The organism is Arthrobacter sp. H35-D1, assembly GCF_030063185.1.
Taxonomy (GTDB): Bacteria; Actinomycetota; Actinomycetes; order Actinomycetales; family Micrococcaceae; genus Specibacter.
In genome coordinates this window covers 187,203-204,887 of the sequence record NZ_JASISP010000004.1, presented here as the reverse complement: position 1 = coordinate 204,887, position 17,685 = coordinate 187,203, and the positions used below count along the sequence as shown (strand labels likewise).

Sequence of the window (17,685 nt, the reverse complement as noted above, 5' to 3'; positions counted from 1 at the left end):
GGTGCCTGAATCCTGCAGCCTTCGCGGGACGTGCAAGGAACCCGGGAGGGATCAGCGACCCAGGGCCATGATCCTTCCCACGGCCGCCACCAGCTCGTCGGCGGCGGTGTCCAGCGCAGCGTCGCCCACCTCGGCGCCGAAGCTAAAGCGCAGGGCGGTCTGTGCCACGGAGCGTTCAACGCCCATGGCCGTGAGCACGTCCGAGGGCTCGTCGGAGCCGGCGGCGCACGCCGATCCGGAGGAGCAGATGATGTCCCGCCGCTCCAGCTCCAAAAGCACGGACTCCCCGCTGGTGCCCGGCAGGCAAAACGAGGCAATCCCCGGCAGGCGCCGGACGGGGTGTCCCGTCAGCACCGCTCCGGGCACCCTGTCCAGAACCTGGGCAATGAAGCGATCACGCACCTCGGCGGTCCCGGCTGCAGCGGCGGCCCTGTCCGATTCCGACAGCGACAACGCCGTGGCCAGCGCGACGGCGAACGCCACGTTTTCGGTCCCGGAGCGGGTTCCGCGTTCCTGCCCACCGCCGTGGACCAGCGGTTCGCACGGCACGCCGTCACGCAAGTACAGCAGCCCCACACCCTTGGGCGCGCCGAGTTTGTGCCCTGACAGCGCCATCGAATCCGCGCCCAGTGCACGCACATCCAGTTCCAGCCAGCCACCAGCCTGCACGGCGTCGCTGTGGAAGGGGACACCCATGCCGGATGCCACGGCGGCAAGCGCGGGGATGTCCTGCACGGTGCCAACCTCGTTGTTGGCGTACATGACGGAGGCCACCGCAACATCGGATCCCGGTGCTACATCAGATCCCGGCTCCAGAACGGAACCCGCCCCGCGCCCGTCTGAACCCGCCCCGCCAAGGAGGTGTCCGGCGTCGTGCCCGGAAGTATTCTCGGGAATACCGGCGAGGACGGCGGCAAAGACCTCGGGATCGACCACAGCCTGGGCATCCACGGGCACCACATCAACCGCAAAACCGTGGATGCGGCGCAGGTAGTCGGCCGAATCTGCGATGGCAGGGTGCTCGATGGAGCTGATCACGATGCGGTTGCGGCGGGGGTCGGCTGCCCGCCGGGCCAAGGCGATCCCCTTCAATGCCAGGTTGTCCGCCTCCGTGCCACCGGAAGTGAAAGTGAGCTCCTCGGCATGGCAACCAAGCACCCCGGCGGCCTGCGCCCGGGCACCGGCCAACGCGGCGGCGGCCGCCTCCCCCAGCCCGTGGTGGCTGGAGGGGTTGCCGAACTGGTTGGTCAGGAACGGGAACATCGCCTCGATCGCCTCGCGGCGGACGGGGGTGGTGGCGGCGGCGTCAAGGAAAATCATGCTCACGCCTCGACGGCGATGTCCAGGCCCAAATCAAGGGCGCGCACGCTGTGGGTCAGGGCACCGACGGAGATGATGTCCACTCCTGTGCGGGCAATGCCGGCGATGGTGGACAGGTTCACGTTGCCGCTGGCCTCCACCAGGGCCCGGCCGTTGACAAGCGCCACGCCCTGAACGAGTTCGGCGTTGCTGAAGTTGTCGAGCATGATGGTGTCCACGCCGGCCGCCAACACGGGCTCGATCTGCTCGATGGAGTCCACCTCCACCTCGAAGTGGACGGTGTGCGGCAGTTGCGCCCGCACGCCTGCGAGCGCTGCGGTGAGCTTGGTGGCATCACCTCCGGTGAGCACGGCCAGGTGGTTGTCCTTGGCGAGCACCGCGTCGGAGAGTGAGAAGCGGTGGTTGTGCCCTCCCCCGCAGCGCACTGCGTAGCGTTCCAGTGCGCGCAGCCCGGGGGTGGTCTTGCGGGTGTCGGTGACGCGCGCCTTGGTGCCCTCAATGAGCTTGGCGTACTCGGCGGTCTGGGTAGCAATGGCGCTCATGCGCTGGGTGAGGTTCAGCGCGATGCGTTCGGCTGTCAGCACGCCGCGGGCCAGCCCTGCCACGCGCATGAGCCGCTCCCCCGCCGCGAACGGCTGCCCGTCGGCGACAAGCTGTTCCACTTCGGCGTCGGGATCCTGCATGGTCATGGCTGCGGTGAACACGTCCCCGCCGGAAAAGATGCCGGGTTCGCGTGCCACGAGCCAGGCCGTGGCCTTCGCGGCAGCCGGCAACAGCGTGTCGGAGGTGATGTCGCCGTACGGTGCGTCCTCCACAAACGCCGCTCGCAGGATGTTGTCCACAATCGCACCCGGCAGGGTTGGCAGCGGCGCCGTGGCGGTGTGGACTGAAGAAACAAGTTCGAGCGCGTTCATACGGTTTCGCTTTCAAGGACGGGAAGGCTGGTGGGAAAGTGGGGCAGTTTGGCTTCGGCGGCGGCATTCACAGCGTTCACAGCATTCACGGCGTTCACGGCGTTCACGGCGTTCACGGCGAGGCGGGGATCCGCGGGCCGCCCGGCAATCGGAGGCTCCGGGAAGTCGCTGCGCTGGTGGGCGCCGATGGAATTTTCCCTGGCCAGGGCGGCGTGCACCAGCAGTTCGGCGGCCAGGAGAAGGTTTTCAAGCTCGGCGGCCGACCGTGCATCAGCGGATGCGGCCATGGGCTGTGAACGCCATGCGGCGATTTGTTCGCTTGCTTGGCGGAGCCCGTCCGCGTCGCGGACCACGCCGACGTGTGAACTCATCAGACACTGCAACGCAGCCAGCGAGGGAGTCATTTGCTCGGCGACACCTGGATGAGGGACATGCCGCCCTGTGCCGTCCAGCGGACTTGATGTTGCTTGTGCTGCCCCGCCGGGTTGCGCCGCGCCGGGTTGCGCCACCGTGGACAGTTCCCCCGTGGACAGTTCCCCGGTGGACAGTTCCCCGGTGGACAGTTCCCCGGTGGAGGCGAGGAAGGACTGCACCGCGCGTCGGCCAAAGACCAGCCCTTCGAGGAGCGAGTTGGAAGCTAACCGGTTCGCACCGTGGACGCCCGTGCAAGCCACCTCCCCCGCGGCGAACAATCCGGGCAGGGAAGTGCGGGCCTGCAGGTCCGTCGCCACCCCGCCCATCCAGTAGTGGGCCGCAGGCGTGACGGGTAGCCAGTCGCGAGTCCAATCAAAGCCAAGCGCACCGGTTGTGGCGTCAATGGTGGGGAACCGCCGGGCCAGGTAGCCTGCACCATTGGCCGTCTCCACGCCCGTGGCATCCAGAAAAACAGTTTCCCCTGGTGCTGCGTCGATGCTCCGCAGGTGGGCAGCGATGCTGCGGGAGACCACGTCGCGGGGAGCCAAGTCGCCTGCGGGATGGTAGCGGGGCATGAACCGTTCCCCGTGCCTGTCGCGCAACACTGCCCCGGCGCCTCGCACGGCCTCGGACACCAGGAAGTTCCCGCCCATGGCCAGGGCGGTGGGGTGGAATTGGAAGTACTCGAGGTCGGCCGCCGCAGCGCCTGCACGCACCGCGGCGGCCAGGCCGTCGGCCGTGGCCACGGAAGGATTGGTAGTGAACTCAAAGAGCTGGCCGGCTCCACCGCTGGCCAGCAGGACGGCATCACCGTGCAGTGTGTCGCTGCCGCCATCCGCTGTCAGGAGGCTGACTCCCGTGACACGGCCGCCGTCGAGCACGAGGTCCTTCACGAAGGCGTGCTCCAGGATGCGGATGGTGCCCAGCGCCGCTGCGTCATGCACGGCGCGAATGAGCCCGTCGGCGATGGCGGCACCGGTGGCGTCTCCGCCCGCGTGCAGGATGCGCGCCGCCGAGTGGGCGCCCTCCAAACCCAAGGCACGACGCCCCGTGGCACTGTCTCTGTCAAAGGCCACGCCGAAACGTTCAAGCGCGGCAATGTCTCCGGCTGCCTCCGTGCACAGGATCCGCACGGCTTCCGGGTCGCACTGCCCGGCGCCAGCCGTGAGCGTGTCCGCAATGTGTGCCTGCACCGAATCCCCGGGGGCTGCCTCCCCCGGGCCCAGCACGGCGCAGATGCCGCCTTGGGCAAAGTGGGTGTTGCTGTGCTCCAGTGCACCCTTGCTGACAAGGCTCACGCGCATCCCGGACTCTGCGCCCAGCAGGGCGCCGTAGAGCCCGGCGATGCCGCCGCCCACAACGATCAGGTGCGAGTTGCTCATGCCCCTGCGGCTGTCTTGGGCCCAATAGTCTTTGGCAGCGCCGAGAGCATCCGTTCCAGGGCAATGCGTGCGTTGACTGCGGTGGCTTCAGGAACGGTGATCTGGTTGTGCACCACGCCAACAACCAAGCCCTCCAGGACCCAGGCCAGGTAGCCGGGGTGGATCCTGTACATGGTTGAGCAGGGGCAGATGACGGGATCCAGGCAGAAGATGGTGTGTTGCGGGTATTGGGCGGCCAGCCGGTTGACCATGTTAATCTCGGTTCCGATGGCAAAAGTGCTGCCGTCCGGGGCGCCTTGGATCGACTTGAGGATGTAGTCGGTGGAACCGGCCTCGTCGGCGGCGTCCACCACCTCCATGGGGCATTCCGGGTGCACCACCACGCGCACGCCCGGGAATTCCACGCGGGCCTGCTCGATCTGGGCCACCGTGAAGCGCTTGTGGACCGAGCAGAAGCCCTGCCACAGCACCACCTTGGCGTCCTGCATGATTTGTTCGCTGTTCCCGCCCAGCGGCATCCGGGGATTCCACAGCGGCATCTCCTCCAACGGAATTCCCATCGCCTTGGCGGTGTTGCGGCCCAGGTGCTGGTCGGGGAAGAACAGCACCCGCTGTCCGCGCTCATATGCCCACTCGAGCACGGTCGAGGCGTTGGAAGATGTGCAGACAATTCCGCCGTGCTCGCCACAAAACGCCTTGAGCGCGGCCGATGAGTTCATGTACGTGACGGGGATGACCGGAACCCGGCCGTCGGCGTCGGGCTCGGTGCCGTACAGGGCCTCCAGCTCCGCCCAGCACGCCTCCACCGAGGGGAGGTCAGCCATGTCTGCCATGGAGCAGCCCGCGGCCAAGTTGGGCAGAATCACCGACTGGTGGTTCCCGGAGAGCATGTCCGCCGTCTCGGCCATGAAGTGCACGCCGCAAAAGACGATCGCTTCAGCCTCCGTTCGGGTCTTGGCAGCGTTGGCCAGCTGGAAGGAATCGCCCACAAAGTCGGCGAACGCCACCACCTCGTCGCGTTGGTAGAAATGCCCCAGCACGACGACGCGTTCCCCAAGTTCTTCTTTCGCGGCGAGAATGCGCAACTCAAGGTCGGCGTCGGAGGCGTCCTTGTACTCCTGCGGGAGCTGTCCCTGCTGCGGGGTGGCGGCGGGGGCCGTGTCCTCGTTGGAGGCACCGGGACCATAGCCGGGGGTGCCTGCGAGCGCCTCCGCCAGATCGAATTCCCAGGGACCCTGGGCAAGGTCGTCGTCGCAGCTTTCCTGGGCGCGGCCGGGCACGCCCACGGGCAGGGCCTGCTCTCGGGTGATGAGCTGGATGGTGGTGTTCACGGATGTCATGGCTTGCTCCAAGGTGTGAGGCAGTGAAGGTATGAGGCAGTGGATGAAGAGGGTGAAGTTGCGGGAGTTGCTGGAGGAAATCGCGGGCTGGTGTTGGTCTGCGCTGTGGTCGCCCGGCTACAGGCTGGAGGCGGGTCCTCCGGAGTGGTCGGAGTGGGGATCCCCGGCGTAGCGGTACAGCCGGGGCGGACGGTGCTTGCCACCCTGGAGGAACTCGTCGGTGGGTTCAATGTGCGGCGTCTGCATGAGCTGGCGGCGGAAGTTGGCCGGATCCACGCTGCGGTTGAGCACCGCCTCGTACACCTCGCGCACCTGGGCCAGGGTGAACTTTTCCCCTACGAAGTGGTAGGCGATGGAACCATAGGCCATCTTGTTCCGCAGCCGCCACAATGCGTAATCAACAATCCGGTTGTGGTCAAAGGCCAACTCTTGCAGGCCGTCGGCGCGAAACCACTTCACGTTCTCCGACTCCTGCGCCTCTTCGGCCTCGGTGGAGGCAAGCAACGCCCAGTACGCAATCGAGACGACCCGCTGGCTCGGGGAACGATGCAGTCCGCCAAAGGCATACAGCTGCTCCAGGTAGCTCGGCGCCAGTCCCGTGGTGTCCTGCAGGTTCCGGGCCGCGGCGTCGAGCAGGGAATCCGCCTGCATCAGGGGCCCGCCGGGCAGCGCCCACTGGCCCTTGAACGGTTCGCGAATGCGTCGCACCAACGGTAGCCACAAGGAGGGCCGGCCACTGTTTTCACTGGGGCGCAGGGCGAAGATGACAGTGGAGATGGCCAGCGCCGGGGGCTGGACAAGGCGCTCGCTGATGTTTGCCGCGCTGACGAATTGTGTTCCCACCATGGACGTACACCCCGCTTTCGTAGTTAGGGTCATTTTGACTACAACTGATTTTACGACGCTGAGCGCCCTGTGCCAAATTTCCGTTCCCGGCGGCTGCCTGCTCCGGCTTTGGCGCAGGAACCGCATGGGGGATAATTCTTGACAGGGATCAGACTTCCCGCTCCACGGCACAAGCGGCCGGCACCTGACAAAGAAGGCCATCCCTTTCATGAACCACGCACCCGCGACTGTCACGGCCGCGCCCGCAACCACCGGCCTGGGCAACTCCCTCAAACAACGCCAGCTGACCATGATGGGCCTTGGCAGCGCCATAGGCGCCGGGCTCTTCCTGGGTTCCGGCGAGGGAATCATGATGGCGGGCCCCGCCGTCCTGATCTCCTACCTGGTGGCCGGGACGCTGATTATTTTGGTCATGTGGGCACTGGGCGAAATGGCGGCGGCCAATCCCAATTCGGGCGCCTTCTCCGTCTACGCGGAAAAGGCCATGGGCAAGGACGCCGGCGCAACGGTGGGCTGGCTGTGGTGGCTGCAGCTGGTGGTGGTGATTGCCGCCGAGGCACTCGGAGCCGCCCAGCTCCTCGTTACCGTGTGGCCGGTGTTGCCGGCATGGGCCCTGACGCTGATCTTCATGGTTGTTTTTACGGCCGTCAACCTCACCTCGGTGAAAAACTACGGCGAGTTCGAGTTTTGGTTTGCGCTTTTGAAAGTCGCTGCCATTGTGCTGTTCCTGGCCTTTGGCGTTGCCTTGCTGCTGGGAGTTGTCCCCGGTGCGGCCTCCCCCGGCCTGGACAACCTCTTCAACCACGGCGGCTTCGCCCCCACCGGCATGGCGGGCATCGCCACAGCGCTCTTTGTGGTGGCCTTTGCCTTTGGCGGCACCGAGATAGTGGCCGTGGCCGCTGCTGAAACAACCAACCCGGAACGCAGCGTGACTGTGGCCGTCCGCACGGTGGTGTGGCGGATCATGGTGTTTTATGTCGGCTCAATCTTCATCATCGCCGCAGTGCTGCCCTGGACGTCGGAGGCGCTGCTCTCCCCGTTCGCCGGCGTCTTGAACGTTGCGGGGCTGCCGTGGGCCGGCACCGCCATCACTCTGGTTGCCGTGGCCGCGCTGCTCTCGGCCCTGAACGCCAACCTCTACGGCGCCTCGCGCATGATCTACTCGCTGGCGGATCGCCAGGAGGCACCCCGGATTTTTTCCAGCACCAACAAGCGCCACGTGCCGGTTGCCGCCGTCGTCGTTTCCGTGGCTTTTGGCTTTGTGACGGTGGTCTGGGAACTGCTTTACCCGGACACCGTATTGAAGGTCCTGTTGAACCTGGTGGGTTCAACCTGCCTGGTCATTTGGGGTTCGGCCCTGCTTTCTCAGTTCATCCTGCGCCGCCGCGCCGACAGGGACGGCACGGCCCTGCCCCTGCGCATGCGCGGCTTCCCGTGGCTGACGCTGGCCGGTCTTGCGCTTTTGTTGGCGATCTTTGCCGTCGGCTTCAGCGACCCGGCCGGTCGCGGACAGCTTTTGAGCACGTTCAGCCTGGTGGCCGTGATCGCCCTTCTGAGCAAGCTTTCGCGCAACCGCCGGCAAAGGTTGGCCGTCGACCGCAGCTAGCTTGCCCGCCGCGGGGCAGTCTTCGCTATTGTTGATGTACGACGGCGGCACTGTCCACCGCGGGAAAGGCTGGGCAATGATTTCCGCTGGCAAACACTCGGCAGCAGCGACTCCACACCGCACCGAAGGCGACCCGGCAGGACTGCATGTTGTGGTTTTCGAGAGCGATAACCCTGCAGCGCTGCCACCTGTTTTCCTCATTCACGGCTTCGCCTCCTCGGTGGAGCTGAACTGGGTCAAGACGGGCTGGGTAAAGTTCCTCACCCAAGCGGGGCGACGTGTCATCAGTGTCGATTTGCCGGGGCACGGCCGCAGCTTGTCCCCCTACGACCTTGATTCCTACACGCCAGGCAAAATCCGGGCCGATCTGCTGCAAATCCTTGTTGATCAAGGCGTGCGACCGCTCACGGACGACGACCCCGCCAGCGGGGTCGACCTCATTGGATACTCGCTTGGCTCGCGGCTGGCATGGGAGTTTGGCGCCACACAGCCGGAACTGGTGCGAAGAATGGTTTTGGGCGGACCCAACCCCGAGGACCCCTTGGCTGATTTTGATCTCCGGGCCGCCCAGGATTTCCTCAACGACGGCACCCCCATCGCCGACGAATCCACGGCATGGCTGCTGAACATGGCCCAGGTGGTTCCCTCCAATGACACCTTTGCCCTGCTGGCGCTTGTCCAGGCAGTGAAGATGGAACCCTTCGATCCCACGGACGCCGTGCCGGACATGCCCATCCTGTTAGTCGCGGGAGAACTGGACGAGCGAGCCCGCAGCATGAGCCGGCTGGCTGCGCTGAGTCCCAATGCCCAGCAGCTTGTCATCGCCGGGCGCACGCACAACAACACGGTGACCGCACGCGAGTTCAAGGAAGCGGCGATCAGCTTCCTGGCGTAACCAAGTTCTGCGGGCGCACGAAGGCGATGTGCTCACCACCCGACCGTACCCGGGCCGCCCTTGAACGGACCCACGACGTGCCGGGTGATCCAGCCGCCGTAGAAATCGCCAGCCTGGAAAGTCACCTGCTCGTCGTTGATCTCGCAGGAATCCATGCGCCCCGGATAGAGGGCCACCCTGGAACTGAGGGCTTCGAAACCCCGGGTGGGTTCCGGGTAGGTCCATCCTCCCCGCGAAATGTGGACTCCACCGGCAACGACGTCGAAGTAGTGCGCTACGCCCTTGAACTCGCAGAAGCTGGTGCCCTGAACCGGGACCAGCACACTTGCAGGGAAAGAGTCCAGCGGCACATAGTAGACCGGGGGATGGCTCGTCTCCAGGACGCGCACGGAAGCGGTGGTGTCGACAATCACCTGTCCCCCAAGCCGCACAACCACGCGGTCCGTTCGCGGCTCGGCCCGTGGCGGCCGCGGGTAGTCCCACACCGATTCCTGGCCGGCCTCGGGCTGGATGGGTTGGGGGCGCCGGAAGGAGCCGGAAAAGCTGTGGTTTGGGGTCATGTCCGCATCGTGCCACCTTCCACTGGGACGGTGCTGTGAACTCCAGCGGGAGTCTTTGTTGCTTCACGCGCACAACCATTACTCTCCAATGGAGCCGTCAAGCAGCTCGCGAACCGCATCCGCATGGCCCGCGTGTCGCGCCGTCTCGTTGATCAGGTGCAGCACAACCCAGCGGAGGTCTGTGCCAAGTCGCATGCTGCAAGGCGTTGAAAGCGACGCTGCCGCGCGGATCACTGCGTCGGTGGCAGCTCCGCGCTGCTCGTAGGCGGCCTTAGCGCCGGAGAGTGTCAGCTCCGGGCCAGGTTCGAACTCGGAGTCCATTCTCTCGGTGCTGCGGCCGAGGATGCCCCCGTCGATCCAGCGCCACTCAACGTGGGTCAGATGGTTGACGATCCCGAGCAAACTGATCAAGGCTCCTTCCGGTCGCCATCGCGCTTGGTCGTCGCTGATGCCGGCGAGCTTGCGCAGGACTGCCCCGCGCAGGTAGCCCAGCCAGCTGAGCAGAAGTTCACGCTCGTCGTCCGATCCTCCGGGAAAACCGATGTCCTCATCGACGGACACGCGGACACCCGTCCAACGTTTTGTCTGCGAGTACGAACAGCGTCGGGCTGATCATGGTCAGCACATTCAGGCCCGCACTGGGGTCTCCGCCACGGCTATCAACCGCAGCAGTGTCTGTGCAATTGCGTGCTTGTTGCGTGCGGGCCAACGCAAAACTCGCAGAAACAATCGACCGGGCACCGACCAGTACGTGTAGTCGAACGACTCGGTTACCCGGGTGCCTGCGTCGTGGGGTTCCAGTTCGTAACGCCAGCGCTGAGGTTCGAAGTGGCGCCATGCGATGAGTCGGTTCGATTCAAATTCCACCACCCTGTTGGTGACACGGTACCGAACGCCCCACAGCCGCATGGACACGGTGAACGTTGAGCCGATGGCGAGCTGCGGTGGACCCTTGCGAAGGTGGCGCACGGTATTGGACCCGTCGATCGCGGGATGCTGTGACGGATCGCTGAGGATCGCGAAAATGACCGCAGCCGGGGCCGCAATGAAGATCGAGTCCTTCTCCACCTGCCCAGTCATTGACCAAGAATACTCCGCTATCGGGGCGGTCCGGGGTGTCTGGCGTGAGCAGTGGGCGGACGGCGGGAAAACAGCCCGCGGACGTCGGCCCGGTGAACCCAGGCGAGGTGGGCCTAGTGAACCCGTGCGAGCTGGCGGCGCAGGACCACAGCGGCAAGAAGTCCGAGCAGGAACAACGTGGTTGCGGCAATGATTGGCACGATGAAGGCCGTGTGATAGCCGGAGGTTTCCGCCAGCGCCCCTGACAGCGCCGAGCCCAGTGCCGTGCCGCCAACGATGCCGCTGGCAAGAACTGTCATGACGGTGCCCATCCACTGCGGCGGGGCAACAACGCTGCCCACGCTGAAAATCGTCACCATGGCGGGACCCACCGGGAGCCCCACCAGAAGCAGCACCCACGCCATCTGGCCCAGCGACGACGGAGCCAGGAATGCCACACTGCCGGCAGCCATCATGCCCGCAGTCAGCACCCACCGCCACACGTTGCTGAACGAGACCGGCCAGTAGGCAACGGACAGGGCGGTGGCTGCCGAGCTTGCGCCCATGATGGCATACATGAGCCCCGCTTGGTCCACCGACCCGTAAACACCGGTAAACGCCGTCAGCGCAGTTTGGGCCGAGCCAAAGAACGTTCCCATGCACACCATGGCCGCCACCGGTACCGCCACGAGCAGCCACTTGGGCCGCTCCTTGGAGACGTAGCCGGCGTTGCCCACCATGCTGCCTACCACCGGTCGGCCACTGACGCTTTCCGCTGTGGGGTGCAGGGCAAACAGTGTTACCAGTACCGCCGTCATGACGGCTGCCAAAACAAGCGGTAGCCACGGCGCCACCAGCGACGCCAACAAGCCAACCAGCGCCGGCCCCAGCACAAACGTCACTTCATCGGCAGTCCCTTCCAAGGACAGTGCCGTATCCACCATGGGGGCCCGCTCCTTGGCCGGCAGTCTTTTGCTCAACGCCATCCAGCGCACCCGCGACAGCGGACCGACTTGCGGTGAGCTGCCACCCGCCAGGAACGCCGTCAGCAGCACGACCACCGTTGACCCGTCGGTGAGTTGGGCACCATCTCTCGGCAGCAGCGAATAGGCGAGGACCACCACGGCAGCCACCAGCAGCGCATTGACCACGGCAGCAACCAGCAGCACCCGCTTTTGTCCCAAGTGGTCTGCCAGATAGCCCACCACGGGCGCCCCCACGGCCGCGCCTATGCCTATGCTGCCCGCTGCGAAGCCGCCGATGGCGTAGGAGTTGCTGACGAAAGTGACCATGGTCAGCACACCGATGGTCAGCATCGCCAACGGAACGCGGGCAAAGAGGCCCAGCGGAATGTAGCCAGGCCCGGCCAATCGGGGCAACACCGAGTACCGGCCTCCCTTGATGGCAGGGGCTGCGGACGCGGGTGCCTGCGGGGACAACGACGGACTCAATTTTTCTTTCTCAGCTTTCTTGCCCGGGGTCGCGCGAATTTCAAGCACAGGCACTCCGTGTGGCAAAGTCCTGCCAAGTCTACCTGTCTACGGCGCGGCGGCTCCCGCCATTTTCAACTCCAGGGTGGAGCCGTTGCGGCCCTTGTGGACGTGCAGGTGCAACGGAATTCGCTGCTTCATCTCGGCAACATGGCTGACGAGTCCCACCACTCTTCCCCCATCACGCAATCCTTCCAGCGCATCCATGACCTGCTCCAGCGATTGTTCGTCGAGGCTGCCAAAGCCTTCATCGACAAAGAGTGTTTCAATGTCCAGCCCGCCGGACTCGTAGTGGACCACGTCGGAGAGCCCCAGGGCCAGCGACAAGGACGCCATGAACGACTCGCCGCCGGACAGTGTCGCGGTGTCGCGACTGATGCCTGTCCATTCGTCGACGACTTCCAAGCCGAGCCCCGATTTTCTGTTGCCGGACTTTGCGTCGCTGTGGCGCAGCGTGTAGCGGGCGTCGCTCATGGTGGCCAGCCGCGCGGAGGCAGCGTGCGCCACCTGTTCCAAGCGTGCGGCAAGGACATAGCTGCTCAGGGTCATCTTCAATTTGTTGTCCCCCAGTCCGCGCACGGCATCCGCGAGACCTGCCACCAGTTCGGCTCGTTCACGCAAGGGGGCAACGGCCTTCTCCAGTGCCGCAAACGCGGTTTCAGTGGCCGCGACTTGTGCTGCAGCCTCCCGCGCCATCCCTGCCGAGAGGGCTTGTGCCCGCGCTTGTGTTTGGGCAACCTTGGTATTCCCTGCCAGCATTTCGATGCCTGCCTCCGTGGGCGCGGCGATGTTCGCGTCGACTTCCTTTTGGGCGGAAACGACCTCTGCAGCGGCCAGCCTGTCCGCATTGACGTCAACCGCGCGTGCATGGTCCTTCAAGTCCTTCTCCAGGGCGGCTGCCGCTGCCGGGGCGAGCAATGCCTCCTGCACGGCTGCCGCGTCTGCAAAGACGGAGTCGGCGAGCGCCTCCCCCTGTGCGGCGGCGGCGTCTTTCGCAGCCGCCAGCGCCGTTGTGCGCTGCCGCGCGGCATGCAGCAGCAATTCGCCGAGGGCTTGTGCGTGGTGCAGGGCGGCGCGCCGTGTGGCCAATGACTCGAAACCGTCGCGGGCCAACGCGAGCTGCTGTTCCAAGACGGCAATTTCCTGCACCAGCGCTTCTTGGCCGGTCCGCAGCGAAGCGGCCTGGCCGGCGGCTGTGACCACGTCTTGTTGCGCGTCTCGGATGCGGCCTTGCAGTTCGGCGGCCTCGGCATTCAGTGCTATCAGCTCCGCAACGGCCTCGGTGGCTTGCCGATGCGCAAGCTTCTTGGCCACGACGGCGTTCCGGGCCTCCTCCAGCTCGCCGGCGCCGCCTCGTTCGGCCAAGACGGCGAGGGTGTTTCTGGCTTCCGCGAGCTGTGTGCGGGCCGTACTGGCCGCGGCTTCGCTGATCTCAAAGTTCTGCTTGGCGGCCTTCTCGGCATTGACGAGGTCGGCGCCGGTTCCGGCCAGGAGCGACGGTGCCGGGTGGACGGTGCTTCCGCACACCTGGCAGGGTTCGCCGTCCACCAGGGTGGCAGCCAGTTCCCCGGCTGCTTGGCTGAGCCTGAGGTTGAACGCATCAAGCCAGCTCTCCTTCGCGCTCAGCGCTTTTTCCCGGGCCTGCTCCTGTGCCGCCGTCAGCTTTGCCACCGCGGTGTTTTGCAGTTGGTGTTCCTCAATGGCGGTAACGAGTTGTCCGGCCAGCGCCGCACCTTCGGCGGCGTGCTCCACGTTGTGGCCACCCTGGTGGAGCTCATCCTGTCTTCCCTGCACCTCGTCCAGGCGTATGCCGGCGGCGTCAACGGCCGCCGATTGCTTTTCCTGCAGCTTGCGTGCCCGGGCCAGGGTTTTTACGTTCTTGGCAAGCACAGCGCATTTTTGGCTGTGGGTTGTTTCTTGGGGAAGCGCAGCCTCGACTGCGGCGATCCTGGTGGTCAGGTCGCGGTCAAGGCGTTCCAGGGCTTGTTCGTGGGCGGCAGCTGCCGGCGTGCCCAGCAGTGCGGCGGAAAGTTCGTTGGCGTCCACGTCCTGGGCGGCCGTTGTGGCGCGGGCACGGGCCAGCTCTTGGGCCTTGCCCGCCTTGCCCGCTGCTGCCAGCACGGGGGCCAGAACCTGTGCTGCATGGTGCTGCTCTTGTGTCTGGCGCCATTGCAAGGCCTGCTCGGCAAGTCCCGCCAGCCTGGTCTTTTCGGCCACCGCCGACGCCAACGCCGTGTGCCGGCTGCGGCGTTGCTGGGCTTCCTGCAGGGCATGGGCGGATGCGTCGGAGTGCTGCTGGGACTCCCGGGCCCGCCGGCTGGCCCGTTCCACGGCCAAGGCCAGATGGCCATTGAGCCAGCCGAAGAGCTCCAGCCCGTGCAGCTGGGCACCGTCAAGTGCGTCTTCACCACCCGCCCCAAGGACCTCCCCGGCACCGGCACCGTCTTCAGCAGACTCCCGGGACAGCACTGCCGCCCCTTGGCTGCGGGCGAGCTGCTCTGTGGATGCCAGCTCCCCCAGCCCGGCGGCGACGTCGGCTTGAGCCGCACGGGAGTCGTTGGCCAGGCGTACTTCAAGGTCCTTGTAAATGTCGGTGCCAAAGAGCTTTTGCAGCAGCACTTGGCGTTCCTCGGCGGTGGCACGCAGGAACGCGGCGAAATCCCCCTGGGCCAGCAGCACAACTTTGGTGAACTGCGCCATGTTCATGCCCAGCAACGCCTGAATCTCGGCGGCTGCCTCATCGTTGCGGGTGGATTTCACCACCCATTCGCCATCTGTTTTTTCACGCAAGTGGGTGCTCGCCTGTTCCCTGGTGGTACCGGTGCCGCGCTTGAGCGGCCGCATCCATTCGGGGCTGCGGCGCACTTCCAGGCGCCGACCTCCGGCGCTGAATTCGCACACAACCTCTGGTGCCACCCCCTCGGCTGCATGGTGGCTGCGCAGTTGTGCCTGGGCACCCTGCCGGGCCCCGGGCACCTTGCCATAGAGCGCGTAGGCAATGGCATCCAGGACGCTCGTTTTGCCTGCCCCTGTGGAGCCGTTGAGCAGAAACAGTCCTTGCGCGCCCAACTGGTCGAAGTCAACCACTTCACGCGCAGCAAAGGGACCGAAAGCCTGGATTTCCAAGCGGTGGATTCTCACAGTGCGCTCTCCTGTTCCCGCACGCCGGCCAGTGCCGCGCGCAAAACTTGTTGTTCGCCGTCGTTGGCGCCGCGGTGGCGGACATGATCCAGGAACCCGCAGCACAGCTCCAGTTCGTCGGCCGCCTTCGCGATGCGCGCACCGTAGCTTTGCAGCTGCGACTCCCGCGCGATCTCGGGTGCGAACATCAAGACAAGGGTGTGGGGAAAGCGCGTGCGCAAGCGCTCCATGGCCAGCGCCGGGCGGTCGTTGTCCGTCAAGGTGATTTGGCAGTAGTTCTCCTGCGCGAACGCCCACTTTTCAGCGGAAAGCAGGTCTTCGAGTTTCCCGCTCAAAACGCTCAAAGCACGCTCGGGTGCCCACACTACTTTTTTCACTTCGCCCAGCCCGTCCTGCGTGATTTCCAGCAGCCAGGCACCCTTGGTGTGGGTGGCTTCGGAAAACGAATACGGCAGCGGGGAGCCCGAGTAGCGCACTTTTTCGCTCAGCCGCTGCGGACCGTGCAGGTGGCCCAGTGCCGTGTACGTGAAATGGTCGAACAGGTCCAGCGGCACCGCCCCCACGCCCCCAACGGACAGCTCGCGTTCGCTGGCCGAGGTGATGCCGCCGCTGGCAAAAGTATGGGCCAGCACCACCGAGGCAGTTCCCGGGGCGCGTGTTTGAAGATCTGCGGCAATGCGCTTTACCGCCGCTTCCGTGACGCCGAAGTGGGTGCAATGGTCAACGCCCAGTTCCTCGGCTACCAGCCGGGGTTCAAGGAAGGGGATGCCGTAGATGGCCACCTGCGCAGCAGGGCCGGTGTCGGTTCCGCTGCCCTCGAGGGGCAGCAGGACCGGAGTGTCGAGGTCGGCCAGCCGGGTGCGCAAATGCACTCCGGCCCTCTCGAGCAGGCGCCCGCCAAAGCCCAGGCGGGTGGCCGAGTCGTGGTTGCCGCTGGTGATGACCACCTGCACTCCAGCCGCACTGAGTCTGGACAGGATGCTGTCAAAGAGGTTCACCACGTCCACACCCGGCAGTGCGCGGTCATAAACATCGCCGGCGAGCAGGACCACGTCGACGCTTTCCGCTGCGACGGTGTCAAGGAGTTGGTCGGCAAAACGCTGTTGTGCGGCCAGTGTGCCAACGCCGTGGAAAGACCTGCCCAAGTGCCAGTCTGAGGTGTGGAGTAACTTCATGCTTCTTACGCTAGCGGAGGGCACCGACAATCAAGGACTGCATCCTGCGTCGTGGCGACACGAACTGGTCCTAGCGACGCGGAGACTCCACCACCAGGGCTTCGACGGCGGCAACATTGGCCACTTTGGCTCCGTAAAGAACGGCCACCACCAACAGTGCGCAGGCCATGAAAACCATGACGGATTGAGTGCTGGGCGCGCCAAGGAACAACAGTCCTGCCAGTGAGATGGCCGCCGCCGCAATGCCGCTGACCCACATCGGCTGGACGGCCGCGCGATGCCCGGCCTCCCAGGTGTCTTCATTCACCATGGTCTTGGAAGTGCGAATCCCCACCCACGGGTTCTTCTTGATCCTGCCGGTGGCACAAGCGTGGTTGACCGCAGCAACCCCCAAAGAGCAGAGCGCAAGGAAGAACAGGGAAAAGATCAGCATGTTGCAACACTAGCCGCTCATGCCGACAGCCCGCACAGTGGGCCCGAACCGAAGAGGGTTGCCGGGCGCCCCGTGCGGGCTGTGAAAAAAGCTGCTGGACTACTTTTTAGGGGAGTCGAAGAATTCCTGGGCGTCGTCGATTCCGCCAGCCTCCGACACTTCTTCCGAAGCCGGCCCGGAAGCGGACCCCGAAGTGGACTTCGCAGTGGATAGTGCCCCGTTGTTTGCGCTCGTGCCAGCAAGAGCGCCAGTGTGTTCGCCAGCGTCATCAGCCGTGGCAGCACCGGCGTCGTCCGTCGCTGCGGGCAACCCGGAAGGCAGGGCAACTGCCGGCCCCCTCGACGGGGCGAAGGAGCGGAAGATCGCGGCGGCCAGGGCGGCGCCAAAGAGCGGGGCCAGCCAGAACAGCCACAACTGGCCAAGGGCCCAGGAGTCGGCCACGAACACCACGGAGGTGGCGCGGGCCGGGTTCAGGGACCCGTTGCTCAGCGGCATGGTGATGCCCACGGCCACGGCGAAGGCCAGCCCGATCGCAATGGGGCCCAGAGCCGTCTTGTTGCGCGCCGAAGTGACGCCCAGCACCATGGCGGTCAGCACGGCGACGGCAACAATTTCCACAATCAGCACGCCCACCATGGGCACCTGCGACGGCGAGTGGGAATCAAAGCCGTTGGCCAGTGCGCCGAATAATTTGGCTGTTTCGGGGGTGGCGCCGGCGGGCATGACCTGCATCAAGGCCAGCCACACGACGGAGGCCAGCAGGGCGCCCACCGTCTGGGCCACCACATACAGCACCATGGCGGAGAACTTCAGCCGACCCGCAACGGCCATGCCCAGCGAGAACGCCGGGTTGAAGTAGCCGTTGGAGATGTGCCCGAAGGAAATAATGGCTGCCACCATGGCCAGGCCGTAGGCGAAGCCCACCGTGGTGCCGGCCCCGCCGGCGCTGAAGAGTGCGGTGCCGAGCCCGGCAAACACAATGAAAAAGCTGCCCAGCCCTTCAATGGCAACACGGGTGCTCAGCGGGTAGGCCGGTTCCGTGGCCGTTGCGGATGTAGTCATGGGGTGAAGATCCTTTTCGTGGAAGGGTAATGAATTCCAGGGTTGCAG

At 65.4% G+C, this 17,685-nt stretch carries 15 protein-coding genes; 2 read left to right on the top strand and 13 right to left on the bottom strand.

Features of this window, described 5'->3' with window-relative positions:
* Nucleotides 1-51: 51 nt before the first annotated feature.
* From QMG25_RS07740 to QMG25_RS07720, 5 genes are all read right to left on the bottom strand, one after another.
* Nucleotides 52-1,320, bottom strand: a complete 1,269-nt coding sequence (locus QMG25_RS07740; RefSeq protein ID WP_283458926.1) for a cysteine desulfurase family protein — start codon at nt 1,318-1,320, stop codon at nt 52-54.
* Between the two features lie 2 nt (nt 1,321-1,322).
* Nucleotides 1,323-2,234 carry a carboxylating nicotinate-nucleotide diphosphorylase gene (gene nadC, locus QMG25_RS07735; RefSeq protein WP_283458924.1) on the bottom strand — a complete coding sequence of 304 codons (912 nt, stop codon included), beginning with the start codon at nt 2,232-2,234 and terminating at the stop codon, nt 1,323-1,325.
* Complete coding sequence (locus QMG25_RS07730) at nt 2,231-4,030, bottom strand: L-aspartate oxidase (protein ID WP_283458922.1); 1,800 nt, start codon at nt 4,028-4,030, stop codon at nt 2,231-2,233. The genes nadC and QMG25_RS07730 overlap by 4 nt, the downstream gene beginning before the upstream one ends.
* Nucleotides 4,027-5,370, bottom strand: a complete 1,344-nt coding sequence (gene nadA / locus QMG25_RS07725; RefSeq protein WP_283458920.1) for a quinolinate synthase NadA — start codon at nt 5,368-5,370, stop codon at nt 4,027-4,029. Before nadA ends, QMG25_RS07730 begins: the two co-directional genes overlap by 4 nt.
* A gap of 117 nt (nt 5,371-5,487) precedes the next feature.
* On the bottom strand, nt 5,488-6,216 hold the full coding sequence (locus QMG25_RS07720) for an NUDIX hydrolase (protein WP_283458917.1): 729 nt from the start codon (nt 6,214-6,216) through the stop codon (nt 5,488-5,490).
* Between the two features lie 208 nt (nt 6,217-6,424).
* Between QMG25_RS07720 and QMG25_RS07715 the strand changes: the two genes are divergently transcribed.
* On the top strand, nt 6,425-7,822 hold the full coding sequence (locus QMG25_RS07715; protein WP_283458915.1) for an amino acid permease: 1,398 nt from the start codon (nt 6,425-6,427) through the stop codon (nt 7,820-7,822).
* A gap of 76 nt (nt 7,823-7,898) precedes the next feature.
* Nucleotides 7,899-8,717 (top strand): alpha/beta fold hydrolase, encoded by an 819-nt coding sequence (locus tag QMG25_RS07710; protein WP_283458913.1) that lies wholly within the window; start codon nt 7,899-7,901, stop codon nt 8,715-8,717.
* Between the two features lie 32 nt (nt 8,718-8,749).
* Here QMG25_RS07710 and QMG25_RS07705 read toward each other — a convergent pair whose 3' ends face one another.
* The 8 genes from QMG25_RS07705 to QMG25_RS07670 all read right to left on the bottom strand — a co-directional run bounded on the left by QMG25_RS07705 (nt 8,750) and on the right by QMG25_RS07670 (nt 17,637).
* A complete protein-coding gene (locus tag QMG25_RS07705) occupies nt 8,750-9,277 on the bottom strand; it encodes a DUF427 domain-containing protein (protein WP_283458911.1) in 528 nt (175 codons plus the stop codon).
* A 78-nt stretch (nt 9,278-9,355) separates the two neighbouring features.
* Nucleotides 9,356-9,838 (bottom strand): DinB family protein, encoded by a 483-nt coding sequence (locus tag QMG25_RS07700; RefSeq protein WP_283458909.1) that lies wholly within the window; start codon nt 9,836-9,838, stop codon nt 9,356-9,358.
* 66 nt (nt 9,839-9,904) lie between these two features.
* A complete protein-coding gene (locus tag QMG25_RS07695) occupies nt 9,905-10,357 on the bottom strand; it encodes an SRPBCC family protein (RefSeq protein ID WP_283458907.1) in 453 nt (150 codons plus the stop codon).
* Between the two features lie 113 nt (nt 10,358-10,470).
* Nucleotides 10,471-11,835 (bottom strand): MFS transporter, encoded by a 1,365-nt coding sequence (locus QMG25_RS07690; RefSeq protein WP_349307117.1) that lies wholly within the window; start codon nt 11,833-11,835, stop codon nt 10,471-10,473.
* A 39-nt stretch (nt 11,836-11,874) separates the two neighbouring features.
* Nucleotides 11,875-14,967, bottom strand: coding sequence for an AAA family ATPase (locus tag QMG25_RS07685; RefSeq protein WP_283458905.1), 3,093 nt, complete (start codon nt 14,965-14,967; stop codon nt 11,875-11,877).
* Nucleotides 14,964-16,142, bottom strand: coding sequence for an exonuclease SbcCD subunit D (locus QMG25_RS07680; RefSeq protein WP_283458903.1), 1,179 nt, complete (start codon nt 16,140-16,142; stop codon nt 14,964-14,966). The genes QMG25_RS07685 and QMG25_RS07680 overlap by 4 nt, the downstream gene beginning before the upstream one ends.
* A gap of 70 nt (nt 16,143-16,212) precedes the next feature.
* A complete protein-coding gene (locus tag QMG25_RS07675) occupies nt 16,213-16,575 on the bottom strand; it encodes an SdpI family protein (protein ID WP_283458901.1) in 363 nt (120 codons plus the stop codon).
* Nucleotides 16,576-16,674: 99 nt separating this feature from the next.
* Nucleotides 16,675-17,637, bottom strand: coding sequence for an aquaporin (locus QMG25_RS07670; protein WP_283458899.1), 963 nt, complete (start codon nt 17,635-17,637; stop codon nt 16,675-16,677).
* Between the last annotated feature and the right edge of the window lie 48 nt (nt 17,638-17,685).